The sequence below is a fragment of the Dactylosporangium sp. CA-233914 genome (assembly GCF_050942935.1).
Lineage (GTDB): Bacteria > Actinomycetota > Actinomycetes > Mycobacteriales > Micromonosporaceae > Dactylosporangium.
The window spans coordinates 1416000-1442934 of the sequence record NZ_CP192030.1; the positions used below are offsets into that span (position 1 = coordinate 1416000).

At 72.7% G+C, this 26935-nt stretch carries 23 protein-coding genes; 11 read left to right on the forward strand and 12 right to left on the reverse strand.

The features are described from left to right. The first annotated feature begins 73 nt into the window (after positions 1-73). The 9 genes from ACQPY0_RS06520 (at position 74) to ACQPY0_RS06560 (ending at position 11024) form a co-directional block, all read left to right on the forward strand. Entirely contained in the window at positions 74-1144 is a 1071-nt protein-coding gene (locus tag ACQPY0_RS06520) for a WxL protein peptidoglycan domain-containing protein (RefSeq protein WP_432985920.1), read from the forward strand. Beyond that, entirely contained in the window at positions 1141-1920 is a 780-nt protein-coding gene (locus tag ACQPY0_RS06525) for an LPXTG cell wall anchor domain-containing protein (protein ID WP_432985922.1), read from the forward strand. Before ACQPY0_RS06520 ends, ACQPY0_RS06525 begins: the two co-directional genes overlap by 4 nt. An 8-nt stretch (positions 1921-1928) precedes the next feature. Further along, the gene (locus ACQPY0_RS06530) at positions 1929-2744 is read left to right on the forward strand and encodes a phosphate ABC transporter ATP-binding protein (RefSeq protein ID WP_432995042.1); all 816 of its coding nucleotides are present in this window, start codon (positions 1929-1931) and stop codon (positions 2742-2744) included. Continuing rightward, positions 2741-3742: a phosphate ABC transporter permease subunit PstC gene (gene pstC / locus ACQPY0_RS06535; protein WP_432985924.1), complete on the forward strand. Its 1002-nt coding sequence runs from the start codon at positions 2741-2743 to the stop codon at positions 3740-3742. Before ACQPY0_RS06530 ends, pstC begins: the two co-directional genes overlap by 4 nt. A gap of 12 nt (positions 3743-3754) precedes the next feature. After that, a complete protein-coding gene (gene pstA, locus ACQPY0_RS06540; protein ID WP_432985926.1) occupies positions 3755-4840 on the forward strand; it encodes a phosphate ABC transporter permease PstA in 1086 nt (361 codons plus the stop codon). Positions 4841-4860: 20 nt separating this feature from the next. Beyond that, positions 4861-6549: a substrate-binding domain-containing protein gene (locus ACQPY0_RS06545; RefSeq protein ID WP_432985928.1), complete on the forward strand. Its 1689-nt coding sequence runs from the start codon at positions 4861-4863 to the stop codon at positions 6547-6549. Continuing rightward, positions 6546-9314 carry a hypothetical protein gene (locus ACQPY0_RS06550; protein WP_432985930.1) on the forward strand — a complete coding sequence of 923 codons (2769 nt, stop codon included), beginning with the start codon at positions 6546-6548 and terminating at the stop codon, positions 9312-9314. The genes ACQPY0_RS06545 and ACQPY0_RS06550 overlap by 4 nt, the downstream gene beginning before the upstream one ends. Next, positions 9311-10135: a sortase gene (locus ACQPY0_RS06555; protein ID WP_432985932.1), complete on the forward strand. Its 825-nt coding sequence runs from the start codon at positions 9311-9313 to the stop codon at positions 10133-10135. Before ACQPY0_RS06550 ends, ACQPY0_RS06555 begins: the two co-directional genes overlap by 4 nt. Before the next feature lie 67 nt (positions 10136-10202). Beyond that, entirely contained in the window at positions 10203-11024 is an 822-nt protein-coding gene (locus ACQPY0_RS06560) for a TIGR02452 family protein (protein ID WP_432985934.1), read from the forward strand. Here ACQPY0_RS06560 and ACQPY0_RS06565 read toward each other — a convergent pair. Continuing rightward, the gene (locus ACQPY0_RS06565; protein ID WP_432985936.1) at positions 11011-12618 is read right to left on the reverse strand and encodes a glycosyl hydrolase family 79 C-terminal domain-containing protein; all 1608 of its coding nucleotides are present in this window, start codon (positions 12616-12618) and stop codon (positions 11011-11013) included. The two genes, ACQPY0_RS06560 and ACQPY0_RS06565, sit on opposite strands and share 14 nt — an antisense overlap. 9 nt (positions 12619-12627) lie before the next feature. Next, a complete protein-coding gene (locus ACQPY0_RS06570; RefSeq protein WP_432985938.1) occupies positions 12628-14154 on the reverse strand; it encodes a glycosyltransferase family 39 protein in 1527 nt (508 codons plus the stop codon). A 92-nt stretch (positions 14155-14246) separates the two neighbouring features. Between ACQPY0_RS06570 and ACQPY0_RS06575 the strand changes: the two genes are divergently transcribed. Further along, positions 14247-15269, forward strand: a complete 1023-nt coding sequence (locus ACQPY0_RS06575; protein ID WP_432985940.1) for a glycoside hydrolase family 26 protein — start codon at positions 14247-14249, stop codon at positions 15267-15269. Here ACQPY0_RS06575 and ACQPY0_RS06580 read toward each other — a convergent pair. From ACQPY0_RS06580 to eccB, 10 genes are all read right to left on the reverse strand, one after another. Continuing rightward, positions 15254-16186 (reverse strand): glycosyltransferase family 2 protein, encoded by a 933-nt coding sequence (locus tag ACQPY0_RS06580; protein ID WP_432985942.1) that lies wholly within the window; start codon positions 16184-16186, stop codon positions 15254-15256. The two genes, ACQPY0_RS06575 and ACQPY0_RS06580, sit on opposite strands and share 16 nt — an antisense overlap. Then, entirely contained in the window at positions 16183-17553 is a 1371-nt protein-coding gene (locus tag ACQPY0_RS06585; protein ID WP_432985944.1) for a lipopolysaccharide biosynthesis protein, read from the reverse strand. Before ACQPY0_RS06585 ends, ACQPY0_RS06580 begins: the two co-directional genes overlap by 4 nt. 3 nt (positions 17554-17556) lie before the next feature. Further along, positions 17557-18357 carry a DUF1616 domain-containing protein gene (locus ACQPY0_RS06590; protein ID WP_432985946.1) on the reverse strand — a complete coding sequence of 267 codons (801 nt, stop codon included), beginning with the start codon at positions 18355-18357 and terminating at the stop codon, positions 17557-17559. Between the two features lie 2 nt (positions 18358-18359). Further along, a complete protein-coding gene (locus tag ACQPY0_RS06595; RefSeq protein ID WP_432985948.1) occupies positions 18360-20654 on the reverse strand; it encodes a hypothetical protein in 2295 nt (764 codons plus the stop codon). Beyond that, positions 20651-21844, reverse strand: a complete 1194-nt coding sequence (locus tag ACQPY0_RS06600) for a glycosyltransferase (RefSeq protein ID WP_432985950.1) — start codon at positions 21842-21844, stop codon at positions 20651-20653. Before ACQPY0_RS06600 ends, ACQPY0_RS06595 begins: the two co-directional genes overlap by 4 nt. Then, complete coding sequence (locus ACQPY0_RS06605) at positions 21841-22779, reverse strand: glycosyltransferase family 2 protein (protein WP_432985952.1); 939 nt, start codon at positions 22777-22779, stop codon at positions 21841-21843. Before ACQPY0_RS06605 ends, ACQPY0_RS06600 begins: the two co-directional genes overlap by 4 nt. Next, complete coding sequence (locus ACQPY0_RS06610; RefSeq protein ID WP_432985954.1) at positions 22776-23654, reverse strand: glycosyltransferase family 2 protein; 879 nt, start codon at positions 23652-23654, stop codon at positions 22776-22778. Before ACQPY0_RS06610 ends, ACQPY0_RS06605 begins: the two co-directional genes overlap by 4 nt. 226 nt (positions 23655-23880) lie before the next feature. Continuing rightward, the gene (locus tag ACQPY0_RS06615; RefSeq protein WP_432985956.1) at positions 23881-24177 is read right to left on the reverse strand and encodes a WXG100 family type VII secretion target; all 297 of its coding nucleotides are present in this window, start codon (positions 24175-24177) and stop codon (positions 23881-23883) included. Positions 24178-24199: 22 nt separating this feature from the next. After that, on the reverse strand, positions 24200-24541 hold the full coding sequence (locus ACQPY0_RS06620; RefSeq protein WP_432985958.1) for a WXG100 family type VII secretion target: 342 nt from the start codon (positions 24539-24541) through the stop codon (positions 24200-24202). A 147-nt stretch (positions 24542-24688) separates the two neighbouring features. Next, positions 24689-26092: a type VII secretion protein EccB gene (gene eccB, locus ACQPY0_RS06625; protein WP_432985960.1), complete on the reverse strand. Its 1404-nt coding sequence runs from the start codon at positions 26090-26092 to the stop codon at positions 24689-24691. 90 nt (positions 26093-26182) lie between these two features. Here eccB and ACQPY0_RS06630 point away from each other — a divergent pair, with 90 nt between their 5' ends. Next, positions 26183-26935 carry an SUKH-3 domain-containing protein gene (locus ACQPY0_RS06630; protein WP_432985962.1) on the forward strand — a complete coding sequence of 251 codons (753 nt, stop codon included), beginning with the start codon at positions 26183-26185 and terminating at the stop codon, positions 26933-26935.

The following is a 26935-nucleotide window of genomic DNA, read 5'->3' on the forward strand; positions in this document are numbered from 1 at the left end:
TCCCAGCAACACCAAGTCGCCAGGCCGGCCGTGAGGCCGGCCTGGCCCCTTGCGACGAGAACGGAATCCGGCCATGAAGTTAGCCCGCACGACCACCGTCATCGCGACCGTCGTCGCGTTCCTGCTGGCCGCCGGCGCACCCGCCCGAGCCGAGCCGAACGACGACGGGAATCGTGCGTGGTCCGTGCGGCCCGCGACCGCCGACGGCAAGCCGGACAAGCGCACGCACTACACGCTGCAGGGCGCGCTGGGCGGCAAGGTCGAGGAGCACGTCCTCGTCACCAACTCCAGCAAGGTCCGCGCCACGTTCCTCATCTACGGCACCGACGCGTTCAACACCAGCACCGGCGCGTTCGACCTGCTGCCCGCGGCGACGAAGCCCACCGACATCGGCTCCTGGATGAAGTTCCCGAGCCCGACGGTCGACATCGACCCCGGCGCGTCCGTGGCCATCCCGTTCATCGTCGACGTGCCCCAGGGCGCCACCCCCGGCGACCACGCGGGCGGCGTCGTGGTCTCGCTCGCCACCAACGGCAGCGACGTCAAGCTCGACACCCGCGTCGCGGTCCGGCTCTACTTGAGGATCGCCGGGCTGCTCCGGCCGACGCTCGAGGCGCAGAAGGTCCAGGCGACCTACAGCGGCACCGCCAACCCCGTCGGCAAGGGCGGCGTCGACGTGACGTACACCGTCGTCAACACCGGCAACATCCGGTTGTCCAGCCACGCCAAGGTGTACATGACCTCCACGATCTTCGGCACCCACCTCGGCTCCGAGGCCCGCCGCGACCTGCCGGAGCTGCTGCCCGGCCAGCGCGTGACCTACACCGCGCACATCGACGGCGTCTTCCCGGCCGGCCCGATCGACGCCAACGTCGACCTCGAGCCCTACCCGGACCCGGCCCAGCCGGTTGGCCAGCAGATCGCGACCGCGAAGTCCTCGGTGACCATCTGGGCGATCCCGTGGCTGCTGACCCTGGTCGTCATCGCCGTGCTCGTCGGCCTGGCCGTGCTGCTCGGCCGCCGCTTCGGCCGGCCGCGCCCCAAGGACAAGTCCAAGGACAGCACCCCGAAGCCGCGGCCCACGCTGCCGACGGCCACTCCCAAGAAGAGGGCCCAGCGCGACATGCCGGCGATGAGCAAATGAGCCGCCGGATCACGGCCCTGGCGGCCGTGCTGACCCTCACGGCGGCCGTCGCCGCGTGCGGTTCCAGCAGCGCGCAGAAGGTGCCGTACACCGACGACCGCTCCACCGGCGGCATCGTGCTCTACGGCGCTGACGGCAAGGCCAGGACCTCCGGGAAGCTCGGCGACAAGCCGTTCGTGGCCAAGGCCGTGAGCCGGGTCGCCGCGCCCAGCCCGTACGACGGCGACGGGCGCAAGGCGACGCTGCTGGCCTACCAGCCGCGCGAGGGCGTCTCGCCGCAGCTGTGGACCGGCACGTTCCTGACCGGCGCGACCGCCTACGCCGACCCCGCGCACCCGACCGTCGAGGCGCCGGCCGGGGGACTGTCGATGGGGGAGTTCATCCAGCAGTACCCCACCCGCTGGAACGGCCTGGTCCAGCTGCGGATCTACCTCGGCGTGCCCAACGAGCCGACGCAGAACGACAAGTACGTCTCGGCCGACATCAAGATCAACGGCGACACCTGGACGCTGCTGGGTGCCAAGAGCGATCTCGCGGCCCCGATGATGCTCACCGCCCCGCGCCGCGACGACGGCGTGCCGATCCTGGTGAGCGTCAGCGGCAGCCCCGAGCCGACGACGAGCACCACCACGCCGGGCGGCGGCGGGGGCGACCTGCCCAAGACCGGCCTCAACATCCTGCTCATCGCCGGCGTCGGCGTGGGCCTGGTCGCGCTCGGCTCCGCGGCGCTCGTCGCCGCCCGCCGGCGCAAGGTCGGGGCGGGGGCGCGGTCGTGACCGAGACGATGGAGCTCCTGCCGCCGCCGCCGTACGCGGAGGTACCCCGCCCGGCGACCCTCGACGCACGCTCGATCTCGGCCTGGTTCGGCACCCGCAAGGTGCTCGACCGGGTCTCGCTGACCATGAACGCCGGCCAGGTCACCGCGCTCATCGGCCCGTCCGGCTGCGGCAAGTCCACGTTCCTGCGCATCCTCAACCGGATGCACGAGCTGGTCGCCTCGGCGCAGCTCGCGGGCGAGGTGCTGCTCGACGGCGAGGACATCTACGCGGCCGGGCGGCGCATCACCGAGGCCCGGCGGGACATCGGCATGGTGTTCCAGAAGCCCAACCCGTTCCCGACGATGAGCATCTACGAGAACGTCGTCGCCGGGCTCAAGCTCACCGGCAAGCGGGTCAAGCGCGCCGAGCGGGACTACCTCGTCGAGGAGTGCCTGATCAAGGCCGGCCTGTGGCGCGAGGTCGCCGACCGGCTGCACACGCCCGGCGGCGCGCTCTCCGGCGGCCAGCAGCAGCGGCTGTGCATCGCGCGCTCGCTCGCGGTACGCCCGCGGGTCCTGCTCATGGACGAGCCCTGCTCGGCGCTCGACCCGACCTCGACCCGGGTCATCGAGCAGACCATCGCCGAGCTCGCCGCGGAGGTGACGATCATCATCGTCACGCACAACATGCAGCAGGCGAACCGGGTCTCCGACCAGTGCGCGTTCTTCCTGGCCGAGCAGGGCACGCCGGGCGTGATCGTCGAGCACGGGCCGACCGAGGACATGTTCGGCAACCCGCAGGACCCGCGCACCGCCGACTACGTGCACGGCAGGTTCGGATGACCGAGCTGCTCGAGAGCGACGCGGAGGACGTCCCGCGCCGGCTCGTCACCCGCCCGGCGGTGGTCGACCGGATCTTCCGGACCGGCAGCACCAGCATCGGCGTGCTCGTCCTGATCATCTTCGGCGCGATCGGCTTCATGCTCGCCATCGAGGCCGTGCCGACCTTCCGGCGATACGGCTGGAGCTTCTTCACCGAGCACGACTGGCAGCCCGAGCGCGACCAGGTCGGCATGTCCGAGGTGCTCCTGGGTACGTTCCTGGTCGCCGGTGTCGCGCTGCTGGTCGCGTTCCCGCTCGCGGTGACCAGCGCGCTCTACATCAGCGAGTACGCGCCCGCCAAGCTGCGCGGCGCGCTCGTGGCGATGGTCGACCTCATGGCCGCGGTGCCCAGCATCGTCTACGGGCTCTGGGGCTTCTTCATGCTCCAGCCGTACCTGCTCGAGGTCGCCCACTGGATCCACCAGCACCTCGGGTTCATCCCGATCTTCGAGGTGGACACCGACCCGGACGCGCCGGTGTGGGCGCAGTCGCGGTACACCGGATCCGTCTTCATCGCGGGCGTCGCCGTGGCCATGATGGCGATCCCGATCGGCTGCTCCGTCATGCGCGAGGTCTTCGCGCAGGCGCCGGTCGGCGAGCGGGAGGCGGCGCTGGCGCTCGGTGCGACCCGCTGGGGCATGGTCCGCGCGGTCGTGCTGCCCTTCGGCCGCGGCGGCATCATCGGCGGCACGATGCTGGCCCTGGGCCGGGCGCTGGGCGAGACGGTCGCGGTGCTGCTGATCATCGCGCCGATCTTCGAGCTCAAGGCCCGGGTCCTGGAGAACGGCGGGATCACCGTCTCCTCGCTGATCGCCAACCGCTTCGGCGAGGCGACCGCGATCCAGCTCTCCGCCCTGCTCACCGCCGGCTTCGTGCTGTTCGTCATCACCGTCATCGTCAACACGCTCGCCGCGGTCATCGTCAGCCGCAGCCGCAGCGGCGCGGCGACCGAGATCTGAGCGGGGGACAGCATGACGACGGTTCTGCCCGAAAAGCAACAGACGGATGCATCGGTACCTGCTGAGCCCGAACGCCCCCGCCAGTTGCACTCCGCGACCATCGACGACCGGGCCAGCCTCATCGGCGCCGCGGCCGGCTCGCTCGGCCTGACCTGGCTGCTCTACACCCAGGTCCTGCTGCTGTCCGGCCTGACGGGCTTCTTCATCGGCTGGTATCTCGCGTTCGTGCTGCTCTACGCGATCGTGACCGCGGCGGGCAACCCGCGCCCGGTGGTCGCCGACCGGGTGGCCTCGGCCGCGCTGCACGCCGGGGCGGTGCTCGTCGGGCTGGCCCTGCTGCTCACGATCGGGTACACCCTCTTCCGTGGCGCCCCGGCCCTGCCGCACCTGAACTTCTACACCAAGGACATGGCCGGCGTCCCCGGCGACGCGCCGCTGGACCGGGGCGGCATCCTGCACGCCATCGTCGGCTCGGTGATCGAGGTCGGCATCGCGGTCGTCATCTCGCTGCCGCTGGGCATCGCGACCGCGGTCTACATGACCGAGGTCGGCGGCCGGCTCGCCAAGACCGTGCGCACGCTGATCGAGGCGATGACGGCGGTCCCCGACATCCTCGCCGGCCTGTTCATCTACACGGCGCTCATCGTGGCGTTCAACTTCCCCAAGAGCGGCTTCGCGGCGGGCCTCGCGATCTCGGTGACGATGATCCCGATCATCGCCCGCGCCTCCGACGTCGTGCTGCGGGTCGTGCCCGGCGGCCTACGCGAGGCCGGCCTGGCCCTGGGTGCCTCACAGTGGCAGGTGGTCCGCCGGGTCGTGCTGCCGACCGCCCGCCCGGGCCTGGCGACCGCACTGATCCTGGCCGTCGCCCGCGGCGTCGGCGAGACCGCGCCGGTCCTGCTCACCTCCGGCGCGTCGACGTTCATGAACTACGACCCGCTGCACTACACGATGAACTCGCTGCCGCTGTACATCTTCACGGCCGTGCGCAGCGGCCAGCCGAACTACATCACCCGCGGCTTCGGCGCCGCGATCGTCCTGCTCGTGCTCGTCCTGCTGCTGTTCGCGATCACCCGCTACCTGGCTCGCCGGCGCTAACTCCCATGAGGAAGATCAGCATGAAACCGACCATTCCCGTGTTCCGGCCCGGTGCGTTCGTCCGGCGCCTCGGCGTGTTCGGTGCGGTGGTTGCCCTGCTGCTGACCGCCACCGCCCGCCCGGCCACCGCCGCGGCGCACGTGCGCATCGAGGGCACCGGCTCGTCCTGGAGCGCCAACGCGCTCACCCAGTGGATCTCCGACGTGACCCCCCAGGGCCTGCAGGTCGTGTTCACCTCGCTGGGCTCGGCGGCCGGCCGCAAGGACTACGCGAACCAGACCAACGACTTCGCCATCACCGACATCCCGTTCCAGGGCAAGGACGCGCTGACCGGGCAGGACGACACGGCGAAGGACCGGCCGTACGCGTACCTGCCCCTGGTCGCCGGCGGCACCTCGTTCCCGTACCACATCGAGGTCGGCGGCAAGCTGGTGCGCGACCTGCGCCTGTCCGGCGATACGCTGGCGAAGATCTTCACGAACAAGATCACGAACTGGAACGACCCGGCGATCACCGCGGACAACAACGGGCGCAAGCTGCCGTCGCTACCGATCATCCCGGTCCTGCACGCCGAGGGCTCCGGGTCGACTGCGCAGTTCACGCGGTATCTCGTGAATCAGCACTCGGCCCTGTGGAGCGCGTACGCCGGGCGGAACGTGCCGACCGAGTACTACCCGCGGCCGGAGGGAAGCAAGGCGGTGCCGCAGACCGGCTCCGACGGCGTCATGAACTTCATCGTGTCGAAGTCCGGCAACGGGTCGATCGGCTACGACGAGTACTCCTACGCGACGAACATCGACTACCCGGTTGCCAAGATCGGCAACAAGGCCGGCTACTTCACCGAGCCGAAGGACTACAACGTCGCCGTCGCGCTGACCTCGGCGAAGATCAACACCGACCCGAACTCGAACGAGTACCTCATCCAGAACCTCGACGACGTGTACGTCAAGGACGACGCGCGCACGTATCCGCTGTCCTCGTACTCGTACATGATCCTGCCGATCGCCACCGCCGGCGATCCCAAGGAGAAGCGGATGACCACCGCGAAGCGCCAGACGCTGGTGGACTTCCTGTCGTACTCCATCTGCGGCGGACAGCAGGTTATGGGCAAGAAGGGCTACTCGCCGCTACCGCTGAACCTGGTGCAGGCCGGCTTCGAGCAGGTCAAGAAGCTCAAGGCCGCCGACTCCGCCGTGGAGCTCAAGGACCAGCCGGTCACCAGCTGCAACAACCCGACGTTCGTGCCGGGCAACCTCAGCCGCAACCACCTCGCCGAGATCGCGCCGATGCCCCCGGCCTGCGACAAGATCGGTGCCGGCCCGTGCCCGCCGAAGGGCGCCAACGCCGGCTCCGGCGGCGGGGACGGCAACGGCAATGGCAACGGCGGCGGCAACGGCAATGGCAACGGCGGCAACGGCAGCGGCAGCGGGAACGGCAGCGGCGGCGGGAACGGAACCAACGGCAACGGAGGAGCGGGCGGCACCGACGGCGGCGCGCAGATCGACCCGGACACGGGCGAGGTCGTCGGCGGCAGCGGCTCGAACGGCACCACCGACGCCAACGCCATCGGCACCCCGACCGACCTCGCGGCCTTCCGTGCCAACCGCTACGCCTCGATCCTCGGCCCGGTCGCGGCGCTGCTACTCGTGGCCGTGCTGTTCGTGCCGGCAATCTTCGCCCGCCGCCTGGCCCGCCGGGACGAGCGGTGACACCCCGGCGACGGGCGGCCGCGCTCGTCCTGCTCATCCTGGTGTCGCTGCTGTCCTCCTCCCTGCTGCCGCCGGTGTCGCCCGCGCGGGCGGAGACGTTCGAGTACAACCACACCCAGACGATGACCCGCAAGCACACCAACGCCGACGGGACTGAGGTCACCGCCGACACCCGCACGGTCACCGCCCAGGTGAGCCAGGTCGCGCAGCTCAAGGCCCGGCAGCAGATCGAGGTCAAGTGGAGCGGGGCGCACCCGAGCCTGGGCGTGGTCGACAACCAGAACGCGGCCGACGCCAGCCTGCAGGAGTACCCCGTCATGATCATGCAGTGCCGTGGCGACGACGCCAGCGGCACCCTGAAGCCGAGCACCTGCTGGACCCAGGGCATCGACCAGCGCAAGGACACCTACAACATCCCGTACATGTTCCCGCCGTGGCGCCTGGACCGCGACGCGGCGCCGAACGACGTCAAGCAGATCGTCGGCTTCCCCGACCCGCTGCCGGCCAACTGCCCCGGCCCGGTCGACCAGGTCGCCCACTACGAGCCGTTCGTGGCCGCCGACAAGACCGTGTACCGCCCGCTGACCAGCTACGACCGCAGCGACGTCTGCGGCCCGGTGCTCGCGCCCGACATGGTCAACGTCGAGGACCCGGCCGCCCCGCCGACCAACACCACGTTCGCCAGTACCGACAAGGACGGCAACGGCAGCGCCCGGTTCGTCGTGTGGACCGGCCAGGAGAACGCCTCCCTGGGCTGCTCCGCCACCGAAGTCTGCTCGCTGGTGATCCTGCCCATCATGGGCATGAGCTGCGACTCGACGTTCAAGAACCTGCCCGCCGGGGACCGCCCGGCGCCGGGACGCCCGACCACCGACGCCGAGACCGCGTGCCGCGCCGGCGGCCAGCACGAGGTCAACGACTTCATGACCAGCCCGGTCTCCCGCTTCCAGGTCGATACCGCGGTCACCGCCGCGGACTGGTGGAGCCCGTCGATCTGGAAGAACCGGTTCAGCGTCAAGCTCGGGTTCGGCACCTCCGCCAACATCTGCGACATCGGCGACACCCGCGTGCCCGTCGACCTGTATGGCTCCGAGATGCTCGCCGAGGCCACGACGCAGTGGGCGCCGGCGTTCTGCTCGGACCCGACGCGCTTCAAGTTCCGGCACGTCCAGATGGGCGAGCCGCAGGCCAAGAGTCAGCTCGGCGACGGCTCCATCAACGCCGCCCTGGTCAGCCGGCCGCCGGACTCGGGCGACTACGGCCGGCCGGTGGTGAACGCGCCGATCGCGGTGTCCGGGTTCGCGATCAGTTACATGATCGACGACAAGAACCACAACGAGTACGCCGATCTCAAGCTGAACCCCAGGCTCATCGCCAAACTGCTCAGCGAGTCCTACCCGTCCCGCCCGGACCTGCGCGACGCCTATGGCCGCTCCACGGGCGAGTACAAGGCCATGGCCGGCAATCCGCTGTACATCTCGCTGGACCCGGAGTTCCGCGCCCTCAACCCGGACGTCGGCGACTCCCTGTTCGAGGCGCTGTCCTCCAGTGCCCTGCTCGCGCTGTCGGGCAACTCCGACGTGATGTGGGCGCTGAGCGCGTACCTCAACGCCGACCCCGAGGCCCGGGCCTTCCTCAACGGCGAGGCCGACCCCTGGGGCATGGTCGTCAACCCCGGTTACAAGGGCATCGAGCTGCCCCGCGAGTTCTGGCCGCTGCTGGACGACTTCATCGACCCGAGCGTGACGCCGTACAGCACCTGCGGCCTGCCCGCGGAACAAATCCAGCAGTTCCCGCCGCAGCCCTTCGGCCCGCTCGTCGCCGCCCCCGTCACGACGATGATGCAGGTCGTCGACCGCGTCCAGTTCGGCCAGTCCAACGTGCGCATGCGCTGCAGCATCTCGCTGGACACCGGCGGCGCCCCCGCGGCGCTGAACCTGACCGCGTACGGCCGCCAGCGCCGCGGCGACCGCTTCGTCATGGGCATCACGTCGCTGGCGCAGGCGCAGTACTACCAGCTGCGCACGGCCGCCCTGCAGACGACGTCCACAGTGGACAAGAAGGCGAAGTTCACGGACGTGTCGGGGCGCACCTTCACCGGCCCCACCGACGAGTCCCTGAAGACCGCGATGCAGCTGGCCAAGCCCGACGCGGTCGCGAACGCCTGGGTGATGCCGTACGACGCGCTGCGCTCCTCGGCCGGCGCGTACCCCGGCACCCTGCCCGTCTACGCGGCGGTGGCGACCAAGGACATCACGGGCGACGACCCGGCCCGCCTGGCGCAGCTGCTGCGCTACGCGGTCGCCGACGGCCAGGTCCAGGGAGCCGCCAACGGTCAGCTCCCGCCCGGCTACCTGCCCCTGACGGCGGCCAACGGTTTCGGGGAGCTGACGGCGTACACGTTGAAGGCCGCGGACGCGGTCGCCGCCCAAAAGGGCGACGTCCCCCGCGTCGTCCCGGTCGCCGACAATCCCCAGCCCACCGCCACCGGCACCACGCCGAGCAGCAATGGTGGTGGCGGCGGCACGGCGGCGGTCCCCGACACCGGCTCCCGCCCGTCGGGTGCGCCCAGCGCCTCGGCGAGCGCCTCGCCGGCCCCGGCCGCGCCGGTGGCCAAGCCCACGGGCACGACGGCGCTGCTGTCCTCGGTCCTGGCGTCCTGGGGCCTGCCGCTGGTCCTGCTCGTCGGCCTGTGCGCGGGCTGCGCGGGCTCGATCCTGCGCATGGTCACCGGCTTCAACGAATGGCGACGGAGCCTGAGATGAGGATCTGGTCCCGCGCGCTGCTGACCCTGGGCCTGCTGTGCGCCTGGCTGATGGTCTACCTGCTGGGCGCCAGCGCCCTGCGCCAGGAGCACAACCAGCGCGATCTGTACGCCGAGCTGCGCCGCAGCCTCTCGACGGCCGAGGCCCCGATCGGCGGCATGATCGACCCGGGGACGCCGATCGCGCTGATCGTCGCCCCGGCGATCGGCCTGAGCCAGGTCATCGTCGAGGGCACGGACGCCGACGTGATGCGCGCGGCCCCGGGCCACCGCCGCGACACGCCCCTGCCCGGCCAGCCCGGCACCAGCGTCGTCTACGGCCACGCGGCCGCGTACGGCGCCCCGTTCGGTGACCTGACCGCCCTCGCACCCGGCGACCACCTGACGGTCATCACCGGCCAGGGCGAGTTCGACTACGAGGTGCAGAAGATCCGCCACGCCGAGGACCCGATGCCGGCGCCCCTGCAGAAGGGCGGCAGCCGGCTGACGCTGGCGACGGCGGAGGGCGAGGGGTGGCGCACGGGCTGGGCCACGGACCAGGTGGTGTACGTCGACGCGGCGCTGAAGGGTGACCCGAAACTGGGCCCGCCGGGCCGCCCGTCGACGATCGAGACCCGCGAGAAGGCCATGCAGGCCAACCCGGACGCCCTGATCAGCCTGGTGCTGTGGCTGCAGCTGCTGGCGGTGACGGCGTTCGGCGGCACCTGGGCGGCACGGCGCTGGGGTGCTGTGCAGACCTGGATCGTCGGCGTCCCCGCCCTGCTGGCCACCCTCTGGGGGGTGACGGACTCCCTGGGCCAGCTCCTGCCCAACCTCATCTGACTCGGGCCGGCGGGCTGACCGCGCCGACCAGCAGGCCGGCCCGCGGGCGTTCGGTACGGTGGTCGCCGTGAGTGGCCGACTGCGGGAGATCGCCCGCCAGAGCGTAGCGATCGCCGAGCGCGGTGCGTACGTCAACGAGGCTGGGCAGACCAGGCAGCTCGCCGTCCGGAAAGCGATGGACGGCACGCGCCTGTACGAGCCGGACGATCCGATCGACGCAACCGGTCCAGCGCAGAAGACCTCCATCGAGGTCACGCGCGAGTCGACGCTGGCCGCTGCGCGGCGCGTGGAAGGCGCGGCCACGCTCGTGTTCGCCTCGGCCAGGAATCCCGGCGGCGGGTTTCTCGCCGGAGCCGAGGCACAGGAGGAGAGCCTGGCGCGGGCCTCGGCGCTGTACGCCTGCCAGCGCACCGCCCCCGCGTTCTACGAGTTCCATCGCGCCCATCGCGACCTGCGCTACAGCGACCGCGTCATCTACTCGCCCGGCGTCCCGGTGTTCCGCGACGACAAGGGCCGCCTGCTCGACGAGCCCTACGAGACCGCGTTCCTCACCGCCGCCGCGCCGAACCTCGGGGCGATCCTGCGCAACCAGCCCGCCGACGCCGGGGACGTGCCGGAGGTGCTGCGCCGGCGGGCGACCCGGGTGCTTGCGATCGCGGCCGCGCACGGGCACCGCAGCCTCGTGCTCGGGGCGTGGGGCTGCGGCGTGTTCCGCAACGTCCCGCACGAGGTGGCCCGGGCGTTCGCGGTCGCGCTGGAGCGGGTCCCGTGCTTCGACCGGGTCGTGTTCGCGATCTACGACCGGCTCCCGCACACCCCGGTCCAAATACGCCGCCGCGCCGCCCCCGCCGCACACAACGCGTTCGCGGAGACGTTCACGACAGCGTGACCAGGGCGGCGCTGCCGCCGGAAAGCGTCATGGTCAGGCCCGCCGAGGTGGTGGTCAGGGACTCGGCGGGGCCCTGGACGAACGTGCCGTCGGGGCGGACCGTGGCGCCGGCGACCGTGATGTTCTTCCGGGAGTCCAGGGACGCGCCCGCGAGGCGGATGACCGAGGCCTTGGTGCCGGCGGGATGGCCGGTGCTCAGCGCCACCGTGGCCGGGGCGGCCGTCGTGGCCTCCTTGTTGACCAGCATCACGCGGGTCTTGCCGTCGCTGCCGCGCACGGCGTACGCGGTCAGGTTGTGCCGCGTGTTCACCGTCGCCGGGATGAAGGTGCCGGTGCCCATCAGCGCGACCATGAGCATCCCGTAGTACAGCGGCCGGGGGCTGAGGTTGCCGGCCCGCCGGTCGTCCTCGGTGGCCGCGCACAGCGGGGTGTAGACGCGGACGTTGTTGTCCTGCTCGGGGCGGTCGCACACGCCGATGGTGCCGTGGAAGTTGAGGCCGGACAGGCCCTGGCGCACGAGCATGAGCGTGTAGTCGACCGCCCACAGCGCGGAACCGTAGACGTCGCTGACTCCGGCCAGGCCGCCCAGGTTGACCGAGTTCGTCTCGTCGTGGCGCAGCGGGAGCCCGTATTGCTGGGCCGCGCTCAGCGCCGGCGCCATCGAGGACACGTCGCTGCGGGCGTTCTCCGGCGACAGCAGCTCGGTGATCGTGTGCCCGGGCTGGTTGTGCTGGGACAGGGAGTACGGCTGGTCGGTGAGGAACGCCACCCGCGCGTGCCGGTCCCGCGCGAACTCGGTGATCCACGTGTTGTTGTACGTGTTCGGTCCGGCGACCCGCACCCCGGCGCCGGAGATGGCGTTGGCGCACGCGTCGAAGTCCGCGAGGTACTGCTGATAGCCCCAGTCCGCGCCCCGCACCCGCCCGGGGTAGCCGTTGGGCTCGTTGCCGCACTCCATGGCCAGCAGCCGCGGGCCGAGCTTGGACGCGGCGTAGCGGGCCTCGTCGGCGACGCCCGCCGCGTCGAGGTGGGCCAGGTTGACCGCGAGCTCGACCGGCCAGCCGGTGGCGGCCGACAACGCGGCCAGCCGATCGATCTCCGCGTAGCCGATGGGCGTCTTCGCCCACGACGGCACCTGGCCGCCGGAGGGGTTCCACAGCACGTACGAGTCGACGGCGTTGGCGCCGATCTTGATGTTGCCGGTGCCGAGCGTGCGCAGCAGATTCTTGATGTTGCCGCGGTTCGGGTCGAAGCCGGGGGAGAGGGCCAGCTGGTCGGCCTCGAAGGACAGCCCCAGGGCGCCCGCCGGCAGCGGGTTGCCGGATCCGTTGCGCTCCACGGTGATCGTCGCCGAGCCCGGCGCGCGGGACACGGTCAGCGACGCGGCGGGCGAGGGTGAGCCGTGCGCGCCGAGCGAGGCGTGCGCCAGCCGCCGCCCGGGCAGCGCCGCGGCCTCCGGCCCGCCGCGGCTGCCCCACGCGGCCGCGGCCGTGGCGCACAGCAGGGTCACGGCGACGACGGCCGCGATCAGCCACAGCGGTGGCGTCCTGCCCGGCCGGCCGGGTGTGAAGACCTCGGGCGGCTGCACGCTCATCGGCCCGCCTCAGGTGCCCTCGGCCGGGTGCCGCAGCAGGAGCACCACCTGCAGGCGCCGGAACCGCTCGGTGCCGGCGATGCTGAACTCGCCCGTGAGCAGGCGCTTGCGGGCCTGGGGGAAGTCGTGCAGCGGGTCGCCGGCCGGCGCGTCGATGGCGACCGCCCACATGCGCTGGGTGTCGCCCAGGCACGCGGCCGGGTCGGGGCAGGCGATGCCGGTGTAGGTGCCGGCCTGCGCGCCCGAGACCTGCTGGAACACCTCGCGCGGGACGGCCGGGCCCATCTCCACCAGGATGGGGACGCGCCCGTCGGCGTTGCCCGACGGGGCCGAGTAGACGATGCCGTCGCCCGGCTGCGCCTGAGTGCGCATGAACGCGGCGGCGCCGCGGAAGTCCGGCTCGCCGAGGGACTCGGCGGAGCGGATCCGCTCCTGGACTCCCCAGCCGAGCGCGAGGACGGCCAGCAGGGCGGCGGGCATGGCGAACCAGCGGTATCGCACGAGCCGCGGGCCGGGCCGGCGCAGTGGCACGACCACCGCCGCCGCGACCAGCAGCGCCCACGCGGGCAGGGTGAACAGCACGTATTTCGCCAGGAAGACGTGGATGACGGGGAACACCGCCCAGGTGACCACCGGCGGCACGAGCGCCCAGGCGAGCAGCGCGGGCACCACCTCGCGGTAGGCCTGCCAGAGCGCGACGGCGCCGTAGGCTCCGGCGATCATCATCGTCCAGGCGACCGCGTGGTCGCCGAAGAGCGTGGTGGGGAAGTCCGACACCTTCTGCGAGTCCCGGCCGATCCAGGCGACCTGCGCGTCCTGGCCTTTCGCGAGGAACGCCATCGGCGCCGCCAGCGCGGCCGGGATCAGCACCGCCAGCGCCCACGGCCGCAGCGCGCGCCGGCCGCCCCCCTTGAGCCGCCAGACCAGCAGCGCGTGCGCGGGCACCACGAGCAGCGCCACGAAGTGCAGGTATGTCAGCGCCACCAGCCCGGTCCCGTAGAGCACCCAGCGCCGGGTCCGGGGATCGCGCAGGGCGCTGGTGAGCCCGAGCGTGGTCAGCAGCACCAGCACGCTGACCCAGGCGTAGGAGCGCGCCTCCTGCGCGTAGCGTGACACCGAGGGCACGACCGCGAGGAGCAGCCCGGCCAGCACACCGGTGGTGGTGTCCACGAGCCGGCGCCCGAGCACGGCCAGAGCCCCGGCCGCGACTCCCATGGCGATGATCGAGGGCGCCCGCAGCGCGAGCGTCGAGGCGCCGAAGATCTGCACCCACAGGTGCATGAAGACGTAGTAGAGGCCGTGCACGATGTCGATGTGCTGCAGCAGGTGGCCGAGCTGGGGCCAGGTCAGCCGGGAGGCGTAGGCGGTGACGTATTCGTCCTGCCACAGGTGCCGCCCGGCCGGCAGGATCGACCCGGCGACCACCGCGGCGACCGCGGGGCCGAGGGCGACCCGCCACCAGTCCCACCACGGGCGGACCGCGGCCTCCTGCGTCGCCGACGGGGCAGATGGCGCCGCAACGACATCGGTCGACATCGGTTCCGCCTCCCCTCAGGCCCGGATTCGTGCCGAGGCTAGCACCCGCGGCGCTGACACGTAGGATGCCTGCGTCGAGGGGAGGGGGAGCCTTGTCGCTACGTCTGGGCCTGCTGGTCGGCGTGACCGCGATGTCGCTGCTGGTCGCGGGCTGCGACCGGCTCTCCGACGAGGTGCGGCCCGGCGCGTCCGGGGGCGCGAAGGCGCCGCGTGCCACCGCCTCGAAGTCGCCGGCCGTGCACGCGTCGGTGACCGCCGCCGCGGCCGCGAGGCAGGGACCGGCGGTAGTGCCGGGCAAGGTGATGCTCGGCGCGTTCGTGAGCTTCCAGGGCGTTGCCCAGCAGCCGGCCCTGGCCCAGCGCCGGTCGCAGCTCGGGCGGGACTTCCGCATCCTGCACTACTACTACGAGTGGGACGACCCGCTACCGACGGCGATGCCGACGGTCGGGCCGGGGCAGTATGCGCTGCTGTCGTGGCGCGGCCCGTCGTACAAGCAGATTCTCAGCGGTTCCCAGGACGCGCTCATCGCCAAGCAGGCCGACCGCCTGGCACAATACGGCAAGCCGGTCTTCCTGCGCTGGGCGTGGGAGATGAACGGCAGCTGGTATGTCTGGGGCGGCGCCCACAACGACAGCCGCCCGGTGGACTTCATCGCCGCGTGGCGCCACATCCACGACATCTTCCAGGCCCGCAACGCCAAGAACGTCGGCTGGGTGTGGGGGCCGAACTGGTACTCCAAGCCCAACGACCCGTGGAACGCGATGGGGAACTACTACCCGGGCGACGACTACGTCGACTGGGTGGCCATCTCCGGTTACGGCGACAGCGGCCTGACCCCGAACGCCATCTACGACGAGTTCTACGACCAGTTCGGTGCGCGCAAGCCGCTCATGATCGCCGAGACCGGCGTGACCGACCGCGGCGGCTCCACCAAGCCGGACTGGATCGGGGCGCTGTCGGACTGGACGAAGGCGCATCCGGCGATCGCGGCCGTGGTCTGGTACGACACCGACCACAGCCCCGGCACCAAGGAGAACTTCCGGCTGGACAGCACCCCCGGCTCGCTCGAGGCGTTCAAGTCCGAGCTGGCGAACGACCCCTACTTCTCCGGCTGACGGAAGCCCCGGGCCAGCTCCACCTGGCGCAGCAGCCGCGCCCCGGCGATCTGCGGCCCCCAGGCGTGCACGGCGCCCGCCGCCCGGATCCCGCCGCGCAGCAACGCCCGCGCCGGGGCGCCAGCCGCCGTGAGCAGCGACACGGCCGTCCGCAGCCGCCCGGGGACCTGGGTCAGCGGATCGACCGCGGTGACGTACTCGGGGAACAGCGACGCCAGCTTCCGGCGGGAGCGGCCCTGCTCGAAGAACTGCCGTCGGAAGCCGGCCGGCGACTGGCCGTGCAGGTGGGTCGCGGCCAGCGAGCGGTCGAAGACGCCGGTCAGCCCGGCCCGGGCGCAGCGCAGCCCGAACGCCCGGTCCTCGTGCCGGACCAGCCCCGGCCCGCCGTCGAGGCCCACCGCGAGCGCGTCGGCGCGGCGCAGCGAGAGGTTGCCGGCCCACAGGTGCGTGATGACCGAGCCGGGGTCGGCCTCGTACGCCGCGCACGCCCGCTCGTAGTCCTCGGCGTAGAGCCAGGCCGGGTAGTCGCCGGGCCCGCGCGGCTCGGGCCGGCGGGTCGGCATGTACCCGAGCACGACCGCGCGCTCCCGGCCGGCGTGGGCCCGGGCATGCCCGGCGGCGAGCCCGGGTCCGGCGAGCACGTCGTCGTCGAGCAGCAGCACCACCTCGCCGGTGGCCCGCTCGACGCCGGCCTGCCGGGCCGCGCCCTGCCCGCGGTTGTCCTGCCAGAGCGGGACGATCCGCGGCTCGCCCACGGCCAGCTCCCGCAGCAGCTCGAGCGAGCCGTCCGCGGAGCCGTCGACCACGACCACGATCTCGCGCGGATACGGGTCCGCGGCGACCGCGGCGACGATGCCGGCCAGATGCCGGCGCCGGCGGTACGTCGGGATGACCACGGACACGGAGGGGGTGTTCACTCGGCGGCCCTTCGCTGCGCGGGGATCTGGCGGTGGCGGCCGGGCGCGTGCCGCCAGGCGCCGGGGCGGCGCAGGGCCACACCCAGCACGGTGGGCGCGGTCCAGAGGCCCTGCAGCAGCCAGACGCCGGCGAGCCAGAGGGCGAGTCCGGTCAGGCCGTCGTGCGATCCGCCGTACCAGGCCGCGGCGAGCTCGGTCACGCCCGCGACGACGGCGAAGACGCTGGCGCGGGGCACCCGGCCGAGGACGCGGGCGATCGCGAAGTACAGCGGCCGGAACAGCAGCAGCGGGTAGGTCAGCGCGAGGATCGCCAGGGCCTGCCCGGCCAGGCTCGCGTAGGCCGGCCCGAACAGCCCCATCACCGGCTTCGCTACCAGCGCCAGCACCAGGCACGCGGGCACGCCCAGCCCGACGGAGACCAGCAGCGCCATGCGGACCTTCGCGCGCAGCGCCGCCATGTTGCCGGCCGCGGCCGCGAACAGCGTCGTGGCCAGGTTGTTCGGCAGCATGGTGAGGAACGAGAAGATCATGTACATCGTGTAGAACGCGGCGGTCGCGGCGGGCGAGATGACCGCGGCCACCACGAGGGGCTGGACCGTGCGGGGCACGAACAGCGCCAGGTTGAGCGCGTTGTGCTCCAGGGCCTGGACCAGCCGGCCGCGCAGCATCGACCACGCCGGGCGCGCCGCGGCGCTGAGCCCGCGGCGGCGCAGCGAGAAGGTCAGCAGCAGCACCGACAGCACCCCGCCCGCCACCCAGGTGACCAGGACGTGTCCGGGCCGCGCCGCGATCGGCAGCAGCGCGAGCGCGCCCAGCAGGATCAGCTTGGCCACGGCGAAGTACGTGTTGCGCAGCAGCTGCAGCGGGCCCGACATCAGCCCCAGCAGCCCGTCGTCGAGCACCAGCGTGGTCGCGGTCACCACCACGCCGAGCAGCAGGATGAGCGTCATCGGCCACGAGCCGATCGAGTGGCGCAGCCCGGGGATCGCGAAGCGGGCCAGCGCGACGTAGATCAGCCCGCCGGCGGCGGCCGCGGCGGTGGCCACCATCAGGCAGGTGAGGATGAAGTTCCAGCGCCGGGCCGGGTCGGGCAGCCGGGGCAGCTCGGAGATGAGCAGCGTGCCCATGCCGAACATGCTCAGGGTGCCGACCAGGGTGAGCGCGGAGACGGCCGCCGACGCGCTGCCCACGACGTCGGCCGGGAACGCCCGTGCCGCGACCCACCAGTAGGCGAAGCCGAGCACCGAGGTGACCACCGTGGTGCCCATCAGCGAGCCGGAGTTGGTCAGCAGGTCGATGTGGCGGCGGGCGGCCCGGCCGATCCGCCGGTCGGGGCGGGCGGCGCTGGTGCCCTCGTAGACGGTCATGGCCTAGCTCAGATGGACCGAGCGGTAGGGTGCGGTATCGCCCTCGCGGTAGAGCTCGGCGGTGATCGTGCCGGTCGCGGGGACCGGGATCGTGATCGCCCACGTCGCGTCGTCGCGGACCCGGTGGCTGTACGAGGCCTGGAAGCCCTCGGCATCGCGGACCTTCACGGTGTACTGCGTGGTGCGCCGCTCATGGCAGATGACGCCGATCACGACGTCGCGCTGGGCCGCGCCCTCCTCCACCGGCCCGGCCGGCACCATGGAGAGCTCGGTGAACGCGACCGCGTCGGCCCGGCTCGCGCTGCGCCAGGTCACGACCGCGGCCCCGGCCACGAACAGCACGGCGAGCGCCAGCGGCGCCAGGCGCAGGACCGCCCGCCGGGTGCTCAGCGTGGTCGAGCGCCGCGGCACCGCCCCCTGCTCGACGGTGTCCGCCGTCGACCAGTTCGCGTCGGAGCTGCGCCGTTGCCGCAGGTACCACACCAGCGCCGACACCACCGTGACCCCGACGCCGAGTTCGGCCCACGACAGCCGGCTCAGCCGGGCGCCGCCGGCGAACATGCCGATGCCGCCCAGCGCGAGCGCGGCCAGGCTCAGCGTGACCGCGAGCGTGCCCCGCTCGACCGGGCTCAGCGCGCGGCCGGGGAACAGCCCCTGGGTCATCGCGTATCCGGGCAGGACCAGCGTCAGCAGCAGTCCGGCGACGACCGCGGCCGGCCCGTCGAACTGCAGGACGACGGCGAGCGCGGCCACCGAGGTGAGCGCGAGCAGGACCGCGGCCGTCCCGACGCGATTGGGGCCCATGCTCAGCTGTCCCTGAGGTCGTAGATGCGGACGGTCCCGTTGTCGTACACGCGGTCGGCACCGTTGATGCCGTCGAACTTGGTCAGGCCGGCCCGGTCGATCGGGCCCGTGCGCCGGCCGGCCATCGGGTCCCGGGGGAAGTACGAGCCGGTGACCGGCAGCTGGTCGGCGAGGCGGATGTCGACGTAGACGAACTCGACCGACCGGGCCTTGACCAGCTCCTGGTCGGCGAGGCCCCACGCCGTGGAATAGAACAGCGGGGCGGTCTCGCGCACGACGCGCTGCCCGCCGTAGGTCGAGACGAGGTTGAACCCGTTGGTGTCGGCCGCGAAGCGGTGCCCGCCGCCGAGGTAGGCGCGGCTCCAGCGGGCGGCGCTGACGCCCATGGGGTCGACGGCCCGCTCGAACCCGGACGCCACGAACCCGCCCGGTAGCCGCCCCCAGAACGACGGCCACCCGCCGACCCGGGAGTTGACCATCAGCAGCATCGTCAGGCCGATCGCGAGCGACCACGTGAACGCGATCCGCGTCCGGGTCGTGGCCAGGTGCCGGCGTATCCGCAGGCCGCCGTTGCGCCGCCAGGCCAGCACGGAGCTCGCGGCCAGCAGCGACACCGGCACGTAGGTGAAGGTCGCGGCCCGCCCGGCCAGCTCCGGCCCCTGGGAGCCGACGAACCGCAGCCCGGCGGTGGCGAAGAAGACGAACGTGCCGGTGAGCAGCGACCAGTGCCACACGTCCCGGGAGCGGGTGGTGATCGCGGTGCGCAGCTGCTGCACGAAGAGCGCGAACAGGGCCAGCAGGGCGAGGACGGAGACGCCGGTCTCCCACAGCGGCGGCCGGGCCGCGCCGGTCGGCGGGCCGCCGATCTCGCCGTGCAGCAGACGGATGCCGGAGCGCCACAGGCCGCGCGCGGCGGGGGAGAGGTACGTCGTGACGTCCGAGGCGACGAACGTGAACCAGGCCAGCGTGGCCGCCGCGGCGAACCCGCCGAGGATCAGCGCCCCGTAGCGGCGCGGGCGGCTCAGCACCATCTCGCAGACGCCGATCAGCAGCAGCGTGCCGACCGTCATCATCGCCGTGATGTGGTGCGTGACCACGACCGAGGCGATCGCGAACCCGCCGATCGCCAGGTGGGCGAGCACCCGCCGCTCGTACTGCCAGCACAGCGCCGCCCACACCGCGAGCATGAGGAACGGCAGGGCGCCGGTCTGGTACACGTACATCGAGTCGAAGAACAGGTAGTGCAGCGAGGTCGCGTAGACCACGCAGGTCAGCCCGGCCAGGCGCGGCGAGCCGCCGACCCGGCGGACCACGGCGAAGATCAGGCTCACGAACGCCAGGTGCGCGACGCCGGCGACGATGAGCCCGGCGACGGTGACCGGCAGCCCGGTCAGCAGCGCGACCGAGCCGCCCATCTCCGCCAGGCCGGGGAAGTGCTCGGCGACCGGCAGGCCGTGCTCCGGCTCGTACAGGTGCGCGGTGCGGACCAGGGTGGAGGTGGCGGCCCAGTGCTGCAGCTCGTCCGGGAAGCGGAACTCGTCCGGGCTGTACATCCACTTCTGCAGGTACTGGTTCGCGGCGAGGCCGACGACGAGCGCGTACGCCTCCGCGGTGCCGGCCAGCCGGGCCAGCATGCGCACCGCGACCGGCGCGAAGACCAGCACCTGGCCGAGCCAGTAGGCGGCGACCGCCCAGCCGGCGCCGGTGCGGCCGCCCGAGTAGGCCAGCGCGACGACGGCGACCCCGGCCGAGGAGGTCGCCAAAATCCAGGGGGCCTGGCCGAGCAGCGGCACGTGCGCGGCGAGCCAGCCGGTGGGTTCGGAGATCCGGACGGTCCCGCTGGGCGGGGCTTCCTGGGCGAGCTCGTCCCGGCCGACCTCGACCGTCTCGTCGTCCCCGGGCGCGCGCGGCGCCGGGATCGCGACGACCTTGGCCAGCTCGTCCCGGCCCACCTCGACGGTCTCGTCGTCCTGGGGCGCGCGTGGGGCCGGGGCGATGCCGGCCAGCTCGTCGCGGCTGATCTCGACCGTCTTGTCGTCTTCGGGCGCGCGGTGCGCGGGGGCCAGCGCGATGCCGGCCAGCCCGTCGCGGCTGATCTCGACGGTCTCGTCGTCCTGGGGCGCGCGCGGCGCCGGGATCGCGACGACCTTGGCCAGCTCGTCCCGGCCGACCTCGACCGTCTCGTCGTCCTGAGGCGCGCGCGGCGCCGGGACCGCGGCGGCGGAGCGGCGGACGGCGGCGGCCCGGCGAGCGGCGGCGACCAGGCGGGCGGAGGCGCGGCCGGTGGCGCCGCTCATCCGCGCATCGCCTTGCCCCGCCGGCGCCCGCGCAGGTAGGCGGCCGGGCCGCGGAGCATTCCGCGGCGGTTGCCCCCGAGCAGGTGCGCGGGGAAGTCCGGCCCGATGCCCGCCAGGCGTGCGCCGCCCGGGTCGCGCAGGTCGCGCAGCGCGGTCGGGGCCAGGCGCAGCAGGCTCGCCAGCAGCGCCGGACGCTTGAGCAGCAGGCTGGTGTAGCCGGCGGTGAGGCCGACGCCGTAGCCGAACAGCTGCCGCTGCAGGGCGGCGAGGTCGCGGCGGTGGGTGTGGCGGGTGACGGCGGCCGGGTGGTACGCGATCGTGCCCCCGCCCAGCAGCACTTTCGCGAACGCGACCGTGTCCTCGCCGCCCATCGCCGGGGTGCCGGCGCCCAGGGCCGGGTCGAAGCCGCCGATGCCGCGCGCCGATGCCGCGCGCCAGGCCATGTTGGCGCCGGCGCCGAAGGGCGGCAGGGGGTACAGCGGGTGCTGGATCTTCCTGGTCGCCGGGGAGAAGACGGCGGGGGTGAAGCCGCGGCCCTTGCTGTGGCCGCCGAACTCCTCGAACCAGCACTGCGCCGCGGTCTCCAGCTCGGCCGGGACGACCACGCCGGTCACCACGTCGGCCTCCGGGTGCTCGGCGAAGCCGCGGGCGATCTCGGCGAGCCAGTGCTCGTCGGCCGTCTCGTCGTCGTCGAGCCAGGCGAGGATCTCCTCGCCGGTCTCGCGCAGCGCGCGGTTGCGGGCGTTGGAGAGGCCGGGGCGGGGCTCGCGGACATATCGGACTTGCCGGTTCTGGGCGATTTCCCGGGTCGCGTCGCTGCTGGGGGCGTTGTCGACGACCAGGACGTCGAAGCCGGGGTACCGCTGCCGCTGGACGCTGTCGAGGCACTGCTCCAAGGCGTCCGGCTGATCCCGGGTGCACACCACGACCGTGATCGGCGGGGCGTCGCGCAGAACTTCCTCGCGGCCCCGCAGGAAGCCGCCGTCGAGGCGCCGGTCGATCTCGGCGCCGAAGGCCCTGCGGGCCGCCCCCAGGGCGTCCTCGCCGCGACTCACGACCAGGGCGCCGACCGGCTCGGTGTGGACGCGGACGAGGAGCCAGGCCTGGTCGTACGGTTCGGGAATGTCGTAGTTGCCGGAGCCGGGGAGGTCGAGGTCGGCGACGGCCATGCCGCGCGTCCGCGTGATCATGCCGGGTCCACCGCGGGCTGCGGGGCCTGGTGGCGGCGCGCGCCGAACGCCCACTCGTAGCCGGCCCCGGCGGCCGCCGCCCCAGCCCCGGCGACCAGCGCGAACGCCTGGCCGAGGTCCCCGCGCAGCAGCGAGCGGACGGCGGCGCGGGGCAGTTCCCGGGCGTAGTCCTGCTCCGAGCCGAGGCTCTCCCGGCCCAGGTTGAGCCGGGCCAGCTCGATCTTGCCGCGCCCCTCGTTGGCCGAGCGGGCCACGAAGAAGCGCAACGTCGAGCGGGCGGCCGGGACCAGGTGGTCGATGACGGAGGCGGGGTTGTACACCCACGCGCCCCCGTCGGCCCCCATCCGCAGGCAGAGGTCGGTGTCCTCCGGGCGGGCCCGCTCGCCGACCTTGCCGAAGCCGACCCGGAAGCCGCCGACGGCCAGGAACGCGTCGCGGCGCACCGCCATGCTCTCCGACCACACGTTGCGCACCCGGGCCGGCCCGGTCGGCATGCCGCGATAGGAGGCCCCGACGACCCACAGGAACTCGTCGGGGAACCAGCGCGGCCGGCCCTGCTCCCACGCCGGGGCGATCGCACCGCCGGTGCCGACGACGGCCGGGTCGGCGAACGGCGCGAGCAGGCCCGCGAGCCACCCGGGCCGCGCGGTGGCGTCGTCGTCGAGCAGCGCGATCACCGGGCTGGTGGTGTGCCGCACGCCGGTGTTGCGCGCGCCCGAGGCGCCCCGCTGCGACTCGTTGGCCACGACCACGGTGCCCTCCGGCAGCTCGTGGGCGGCCCGGGCCAGCAGGGCATCGTTGTGGTCGACGACCACGACGACCCGCTCCGGCCGCGGCTGCTGCGCCCACGCCGAGGCGACGGCGGCGACGAGCTGGTCCCAGCGCCGCTCGGAGTAGCAGGGGATGACCACGCTGACGCTCATGGGGTCGCTCACGTCACCAGCGCCTCGTCGTCGTGGTTGCGCGGGCGCGCAACGGCGGCGCCGGGGACGGGGTGGCGGGCCACGACGCCGGTCGGCGCCGGGCGGGCCCGGGGCACGCTCGGGTGCTCGCGGCCGGTCAGCGGCACCGGGCGGCGCCGCGCCCGCCGGAACTCGACCAGGATCGTGCGCAGCACCCGCAGGCCGTCCCGGGGCGCGTTGAGATTGCTCACGCCGTGCAGCCGGGAGCCCTCGAAGCTGCCGACCTCGGCGATGGCCAGCCCGGCGGCGGCCGCCCGCACGTTGAGCATGGTCTCGATCTCGAAGCCGTCGCCCCAGAGCTTGCTGCCGTCGGCCGGCGCCGGCAGGCCCGGGTCCGGCAGGTCGAAGCTCGCCAGGGCACGGGCCCAGAAGGCGTTGTAGCCGTAGCAGAGGTCGGAGTAGCGCGTGCGGAACAGGACGTTGACGATGAGGTTGAGCCCCGAGTTGCCGAGCCGTCGCAGCCGGGTGATGTCGTGGCTGCCGCCGCCGTCGCGGAACCGGGTCCCCTTGGCCAGGTCGGCGCCGTCGAGCAGCGCGGCGACGAAGCGCGGGATCTCGGCCGGGTCCGTCGAGCCGTCGGCGTCGATCATCACCACGATCTCGCCGGTGCAGTGGGCGAAGCCGCACGCCAGCGCGTTGCCCTTGCCCTTGCGGGTCTGCCGCACCACCACGAGGTCGGGGCGCAGCCGCCGGGCGACCTCGACCGTGCGATCGTGCGAGCCGCCGTCGACGAGGACCACCTCGTGGAGCCGGTCCGGCAGGCGCTCGAACACGTAGGGCAGGTTGCGCTCCTCGTTGAGCGCCGGAACTACGACGCTGATCAATGGCCAATCGGTCACGTCAGCCATCGCGGCAGGCCCCCCAAACCAGTCTCTGCGGTTCCGCGTTGTTCGTGTTCCGCGGGCTGCCTCCGAGTCAGGCCCGCACGGTAACAGGCGTAGCCCGGCCGCGTGTACCCGCCGGGATACACATGTGGTGATCGGCGCGGACGCGCCGATCACCACGCGGCCGGGCCATGCCCGTATGACACCGCGGCTGACGCCGGTCGCGAGCGCGCCGGCGGCCTCGCCGTCCTCAGCGGGAGAACTTGGCGAGGTTGGCCTTCTCGCGGGCCTGCATGATCTCCGCGGACTTGAGCACCGCGCCCTTGATGCCGTTGAGCAGCTGGTGCAGGTCGTTGGCCGCGTTGGTCCACTCGGCCTTGCGCTGCGCGAACGCCTCCTGGGCGTCGCTCTGCCAGCTCGCCACCATCGGCGCCACCGCCTGGTCGACGCCGTCGAGCTCCGACTGCATCGACGACAGTGCGCTGGTGATGTCGCTCGCGGCCTGGTTCAGCGCCGCGAACTCGACGACGATCTCGTCACCGGCCATGGTGTTTCCTCCCCGTCTCGGCTCAGTTGATCATCAGTGCGCGCGTGATCTCGCCGGCGCTCGCCCCGGCCTGCTGCATCTCCTGGCGCATCTCGTCGTCGCTCAGGGTGTAGTCGCGGCCCGCCGTCGACACCGCCTGCGCGATGCTGCGCAGCGCGACGTTCAGGTTGGCCACGTCCCCGTCGAAGCGGTCCTTGATCGCCTGGAACGAGGAACCGCCGGCGCCGACCCAGGACGACTGCAGCGGGGTGAGCTCGTTCATCAGCTTGTTGAACATGCCGGTGAGCCGGTCCGCGGCCCCGTCGATCTCCTGAGCGGTCTTCGCCATGACCGCGGCATCGGTGGTTACGCCATTGCCAGCCATCGTCAGACCCACCTCCATTCGGTCTGCCCGCGCCTCCCCGTGGGGCGGCGAACCCAACCGTGCCGGGAGCCCCGCACGGCGTTCTGCATATCACCGTATCGAAGTTCTCCCACTTCCTGCAGGGGGCGACCCCCAAGTCGGGGGTGCTCAGCCCACCAGCGGGCGCTGCGCGTTGCGCGGGTCGAGGCCCGGACCGGTGGGGATCCGGGCGACGACGAACGCGGGCAGCTCGATCGGCTTGACCGAACCGTAGCCGAACCACGCCAGCTGCGCGGGGCTCATCAAGGCGAAGCGGCGGCCCTGGTCGGTGACGAAGAACACCTGGCCGGAGTCGGTGTCGGCCGACGGCGCGGCCCGCACGACCGCCCCGCTGCCCGAGGGCACGAACACGCGCGTGGCGACCTGGTCGGTGGCGCTGCCGTTGGTCGCGATGCCCGCCTCCGGCTGCGGGTCGACGTTGATCAGGAACTTCGGGGCGCCCTGCTCGTCGGCGAACGTCGTGCACAGCGTCGCCGCCGGGTCCACGGTCGCCATCGACGGCACCTGCGCCGGCGGGTCGAGGTCCGACTTGGCCGGCCGGCCGCCCTTGGGGGCGTTGGCCACCTCGGCCGCCTCGACCCGCTTGGCCGACGGGGTCGCGCCCGGGTAGGCCGCCGCGGTGCCCGGGTCGGTCAGGATCATCGCCTGCTCGATCGCGGTGATCTGCAGGATGTCGTTGCCGCGGACCAGGTAGCTGGTGGTGGCCCCGGCGACGTCGACCGCGAGCACCTGGCCGATCAGGTAGTTCTTCATCGCGGTGGACGCCTTGCCCCGGTTGTCCACCGTCGGCTGCGTGATCGACAGGCCCTGCGGCACGGTGTCGAGCCACGCCTCGTCGACGAGGATCCGCGACTGGCCGTCGATGCCCATGGCGGCGAGGATCTGGCGGCTGTCGACGCGGTACCGGTGGGAGTTCCAGATCAGGTACACCCGCTGGCTCGTGCTCTCGCGCACCAGGAACCCGGACTCGCCCAGGTCCTTGCCGCCGGGCGGGGTGGTGCCGACCATGATCTGACTCGACACGGTCGTGCCGCCGCTGGAGTCGTGCCCGGCCACGGCGCACATCGACCACGCGTCGCGCAGCATCCGGCTCGCCGGGGGCAGCGCGTCGGGCGCCCCGGCGATGCCGATCAGCGGACCCCGGGTGGCGCCGGTCAGTGACTCCCGCGAGACGGTCACCGTCGTCGCGGCCTGCCCGACCGCCAGCACCGCCGAGGAGTAGTTGGCGACCGGGTAGAGCACGCCGTCGCGGTACACGTATCGGGTCCCGGTCTCCTTCTCGATGACGACCGCGTTGTTGTCCTTCCAGCTGGTGTTGCCGCCCTTCTTCACCAGCCCGATCACGCCGACCACGGCCAGCACGAGCACGGCGACCATGACGCTTGCGAACCCGGCCCCGGCCAGGCGGCGGGTCGGCGACATCGACGGGTCGGCCTCACCCGAGACGAACGCGTTGACGACGCGCTGCATCAGGTACTGATACGACTGGATCTGTTCCCGTCGGGACGGCATGTCCGGTTGGTCCCCTCCCCGTGGCCCTACGCACTGCACGCGACGCTCGGCTGCATACGATAGGCCAGCAACCATGGAGGTGCGGCATTGGTGACGCCGGATGAAGCCCTGCAGATCGCCCGTCCCTGGGCGCTGGCGAGCCTCCCGGTCAGCGGGGGAGAGGTCGGGCTCTACGAGTTCGAGCTCGGCTATGTCGCGTGGGCGAAGGTGCCGCCCTCCGACCCCGATCGCCCCCCGGAGGTCATCGGCGCCCCGCTCGCCGTGATCGACAAGGAGTCGGGCGAGCTCTCCACGTGGCCGTCCCTGTCGCCGCAGGGCGTGGCCGAGCTCTACGAGCTGGAGATGGCCGCCCGCCGCCGTTTTCCCGATGACGTACGCCAGGTGCTCACCGCCGCCGGCTGGCGTTCGGACCGCAACGTCGGCGCCCGGGTCACCAGCTGGCTCGACGAGCTCTACGCGGCCACTCCCGGCCTGGACCGTCGCCTGCCGATCTTCCCGGTCGCCCGCCGGATCCTCGACGAGTTCGGCGGCCTGTCCTTCCGCCAGCTCAAGCAGCCGGGCGTGGCGACGGGCGGCTTCGACGTGCAGTTCTGGCCGACGCGGGGCCGCGTGCTGGCCGACCTCTTCGTGGAGTTCGCCGGCGACCTGGGCATGCCGGTGTTCCCCCTGGCCTGGTACGAGGACGGCCCGAGCGACATCGTGGCCGCCGCCGACGGCCGCGTGTTCCTGCTGCACGAGGCGGGCGAGTTCCTGATCGGCGCGAACCCGGACGAGGCGATGACGCGGCTGGTCCGCGGTGAACGCTTCGCCGAGGTCGACGACAGCGGCGAGGTCATCGCCTGA

Excerpts from the sequence above, each read along its gene's own strand:
- ACQPY0_RS06520 (WP_432985920.1), top strand. The coding sequence starts at position 74 with ATGAAGTTAGCCCGCACGACCACCGTCATCGCGACCGTCGTCGCGTTC.
- ACQPY0_RS06525 (WP_432985922.1), top strand. The coding sequence starts at position 1,141 with ATGAGCCGCCGGATCACGGCCCTGGCGGCCGTGCTGACCCTCACGGCG.
- ACQPY0_RS06530 (WP_432995042.1), top strand. The coding sequence starts at position 1,929 with ATGGAGCTCCTGCCGCCGCCGCCGTACGCGGAGGTACCCCGCCCGGCG.
- pstC (WP_432985924.1), top strand. The coding sequence starts at position 2,741 with ATGACCGAGCTGCTCGAGAGCGACGCGGAGGACGTCCCGCGCCGGCTC.
- pstA (WP_432985926.1), top strand. The coding sequence starts at position 3,755 with ATGACGACGGTTCTGCCCGAAAAGCAACAGACGGATGCATCGGTACCT.
- ACQPY0_RS06545 (WP_432985928.1), top strand. The coding sequence starts at position 4,861 with ATGAAACCGACCATTCCCGTGTTCCGGCCCGGTGCGTTCGTCCGGCGC.
- ACQPY0_RS06555 (WP_432985932.1), top strand. The coding sequence starts at position 9,311 with ATGAGGATCTGGTCCCGCGCGCTGCTGACCCTGGGCCTGCTGTGCGCC.
- ACQPY0_RS06565 (WP_432985936.1), bottom strand. The coding sequence starts at position 12,618 with ATGAGCGTGCAGCCGCCCGAGGTCTTCACACCCGGCCGGCCGGGCAGG.
- ACQPY0_RS06570 (WP_432985938.1), bottom strand. The coding sequence starts at position 14,154 with ATGTCGACCGATGTCGTTGCGGCGCCATCTGCCCCGTCGGCGACGCAG.
- ACQPY0_RS06585 (WP_432985944.1), bottom strand. The coding sequence starts at position 17,553 with ATGACCGTCTACGAGGGCACCAGCGCCGCCCGCCCCGACCGGCGGATC.
- ACQPY0_RS06590 (WP_432985946.1), bottom strand. The coding sequence starts at position 18,357 with ATGGGCCCCAATCGCGTCGGGACGGCCGCGGTCCTGCTCGCGCTCACC.
- ACQPY0_RS06595 (WP_432985948.1), bottom strand. The coding sequence starts at position 20,654 with ATGAGCGGCGCCACCGGCCGCGCCTCCGCCCGCCTGGTCGCCGCCGCT.
- ACQPY0_RS06600 (WP_432985950.1), bottom strand. The coding sequence starts at position 21,844 with ATGATCACGCGGACGCGCGGCATGGCCGTCGCCGACCTCGACCTCCCC.
- ACQPY0_RS06610 (WP_432985954.1), bottom strand. The coding sequence starts at position 23,654 with ATGGCTGACGTGACCGATTGGCCATTGATCAGCGTCGTAGTTCCGGCG.
- ACQPY0_RS06615 (WP_432985956.1), bottom strand. The coding sequence starts at position 24,177 with ATGGCCGGTGACGAGATCGTCGTCGAGTTCGCGGCGCTGAACCAGGCC.
- ACQPY0_RS06620 (WP_432985958.1), bottom strand. The coding sequence starts at position 24,541 with ATGGCTGGCAATGGCGTAACCACCGATGCCGCGGTCATGGCGAAGACC.
- eccB (WP_432985960.1), bottom strand. The coding sequence starts at position 26,092 with ATGCCGTCCCGACGGGAACAGATCCAGTCGTATCAGTACCTGATGCAG.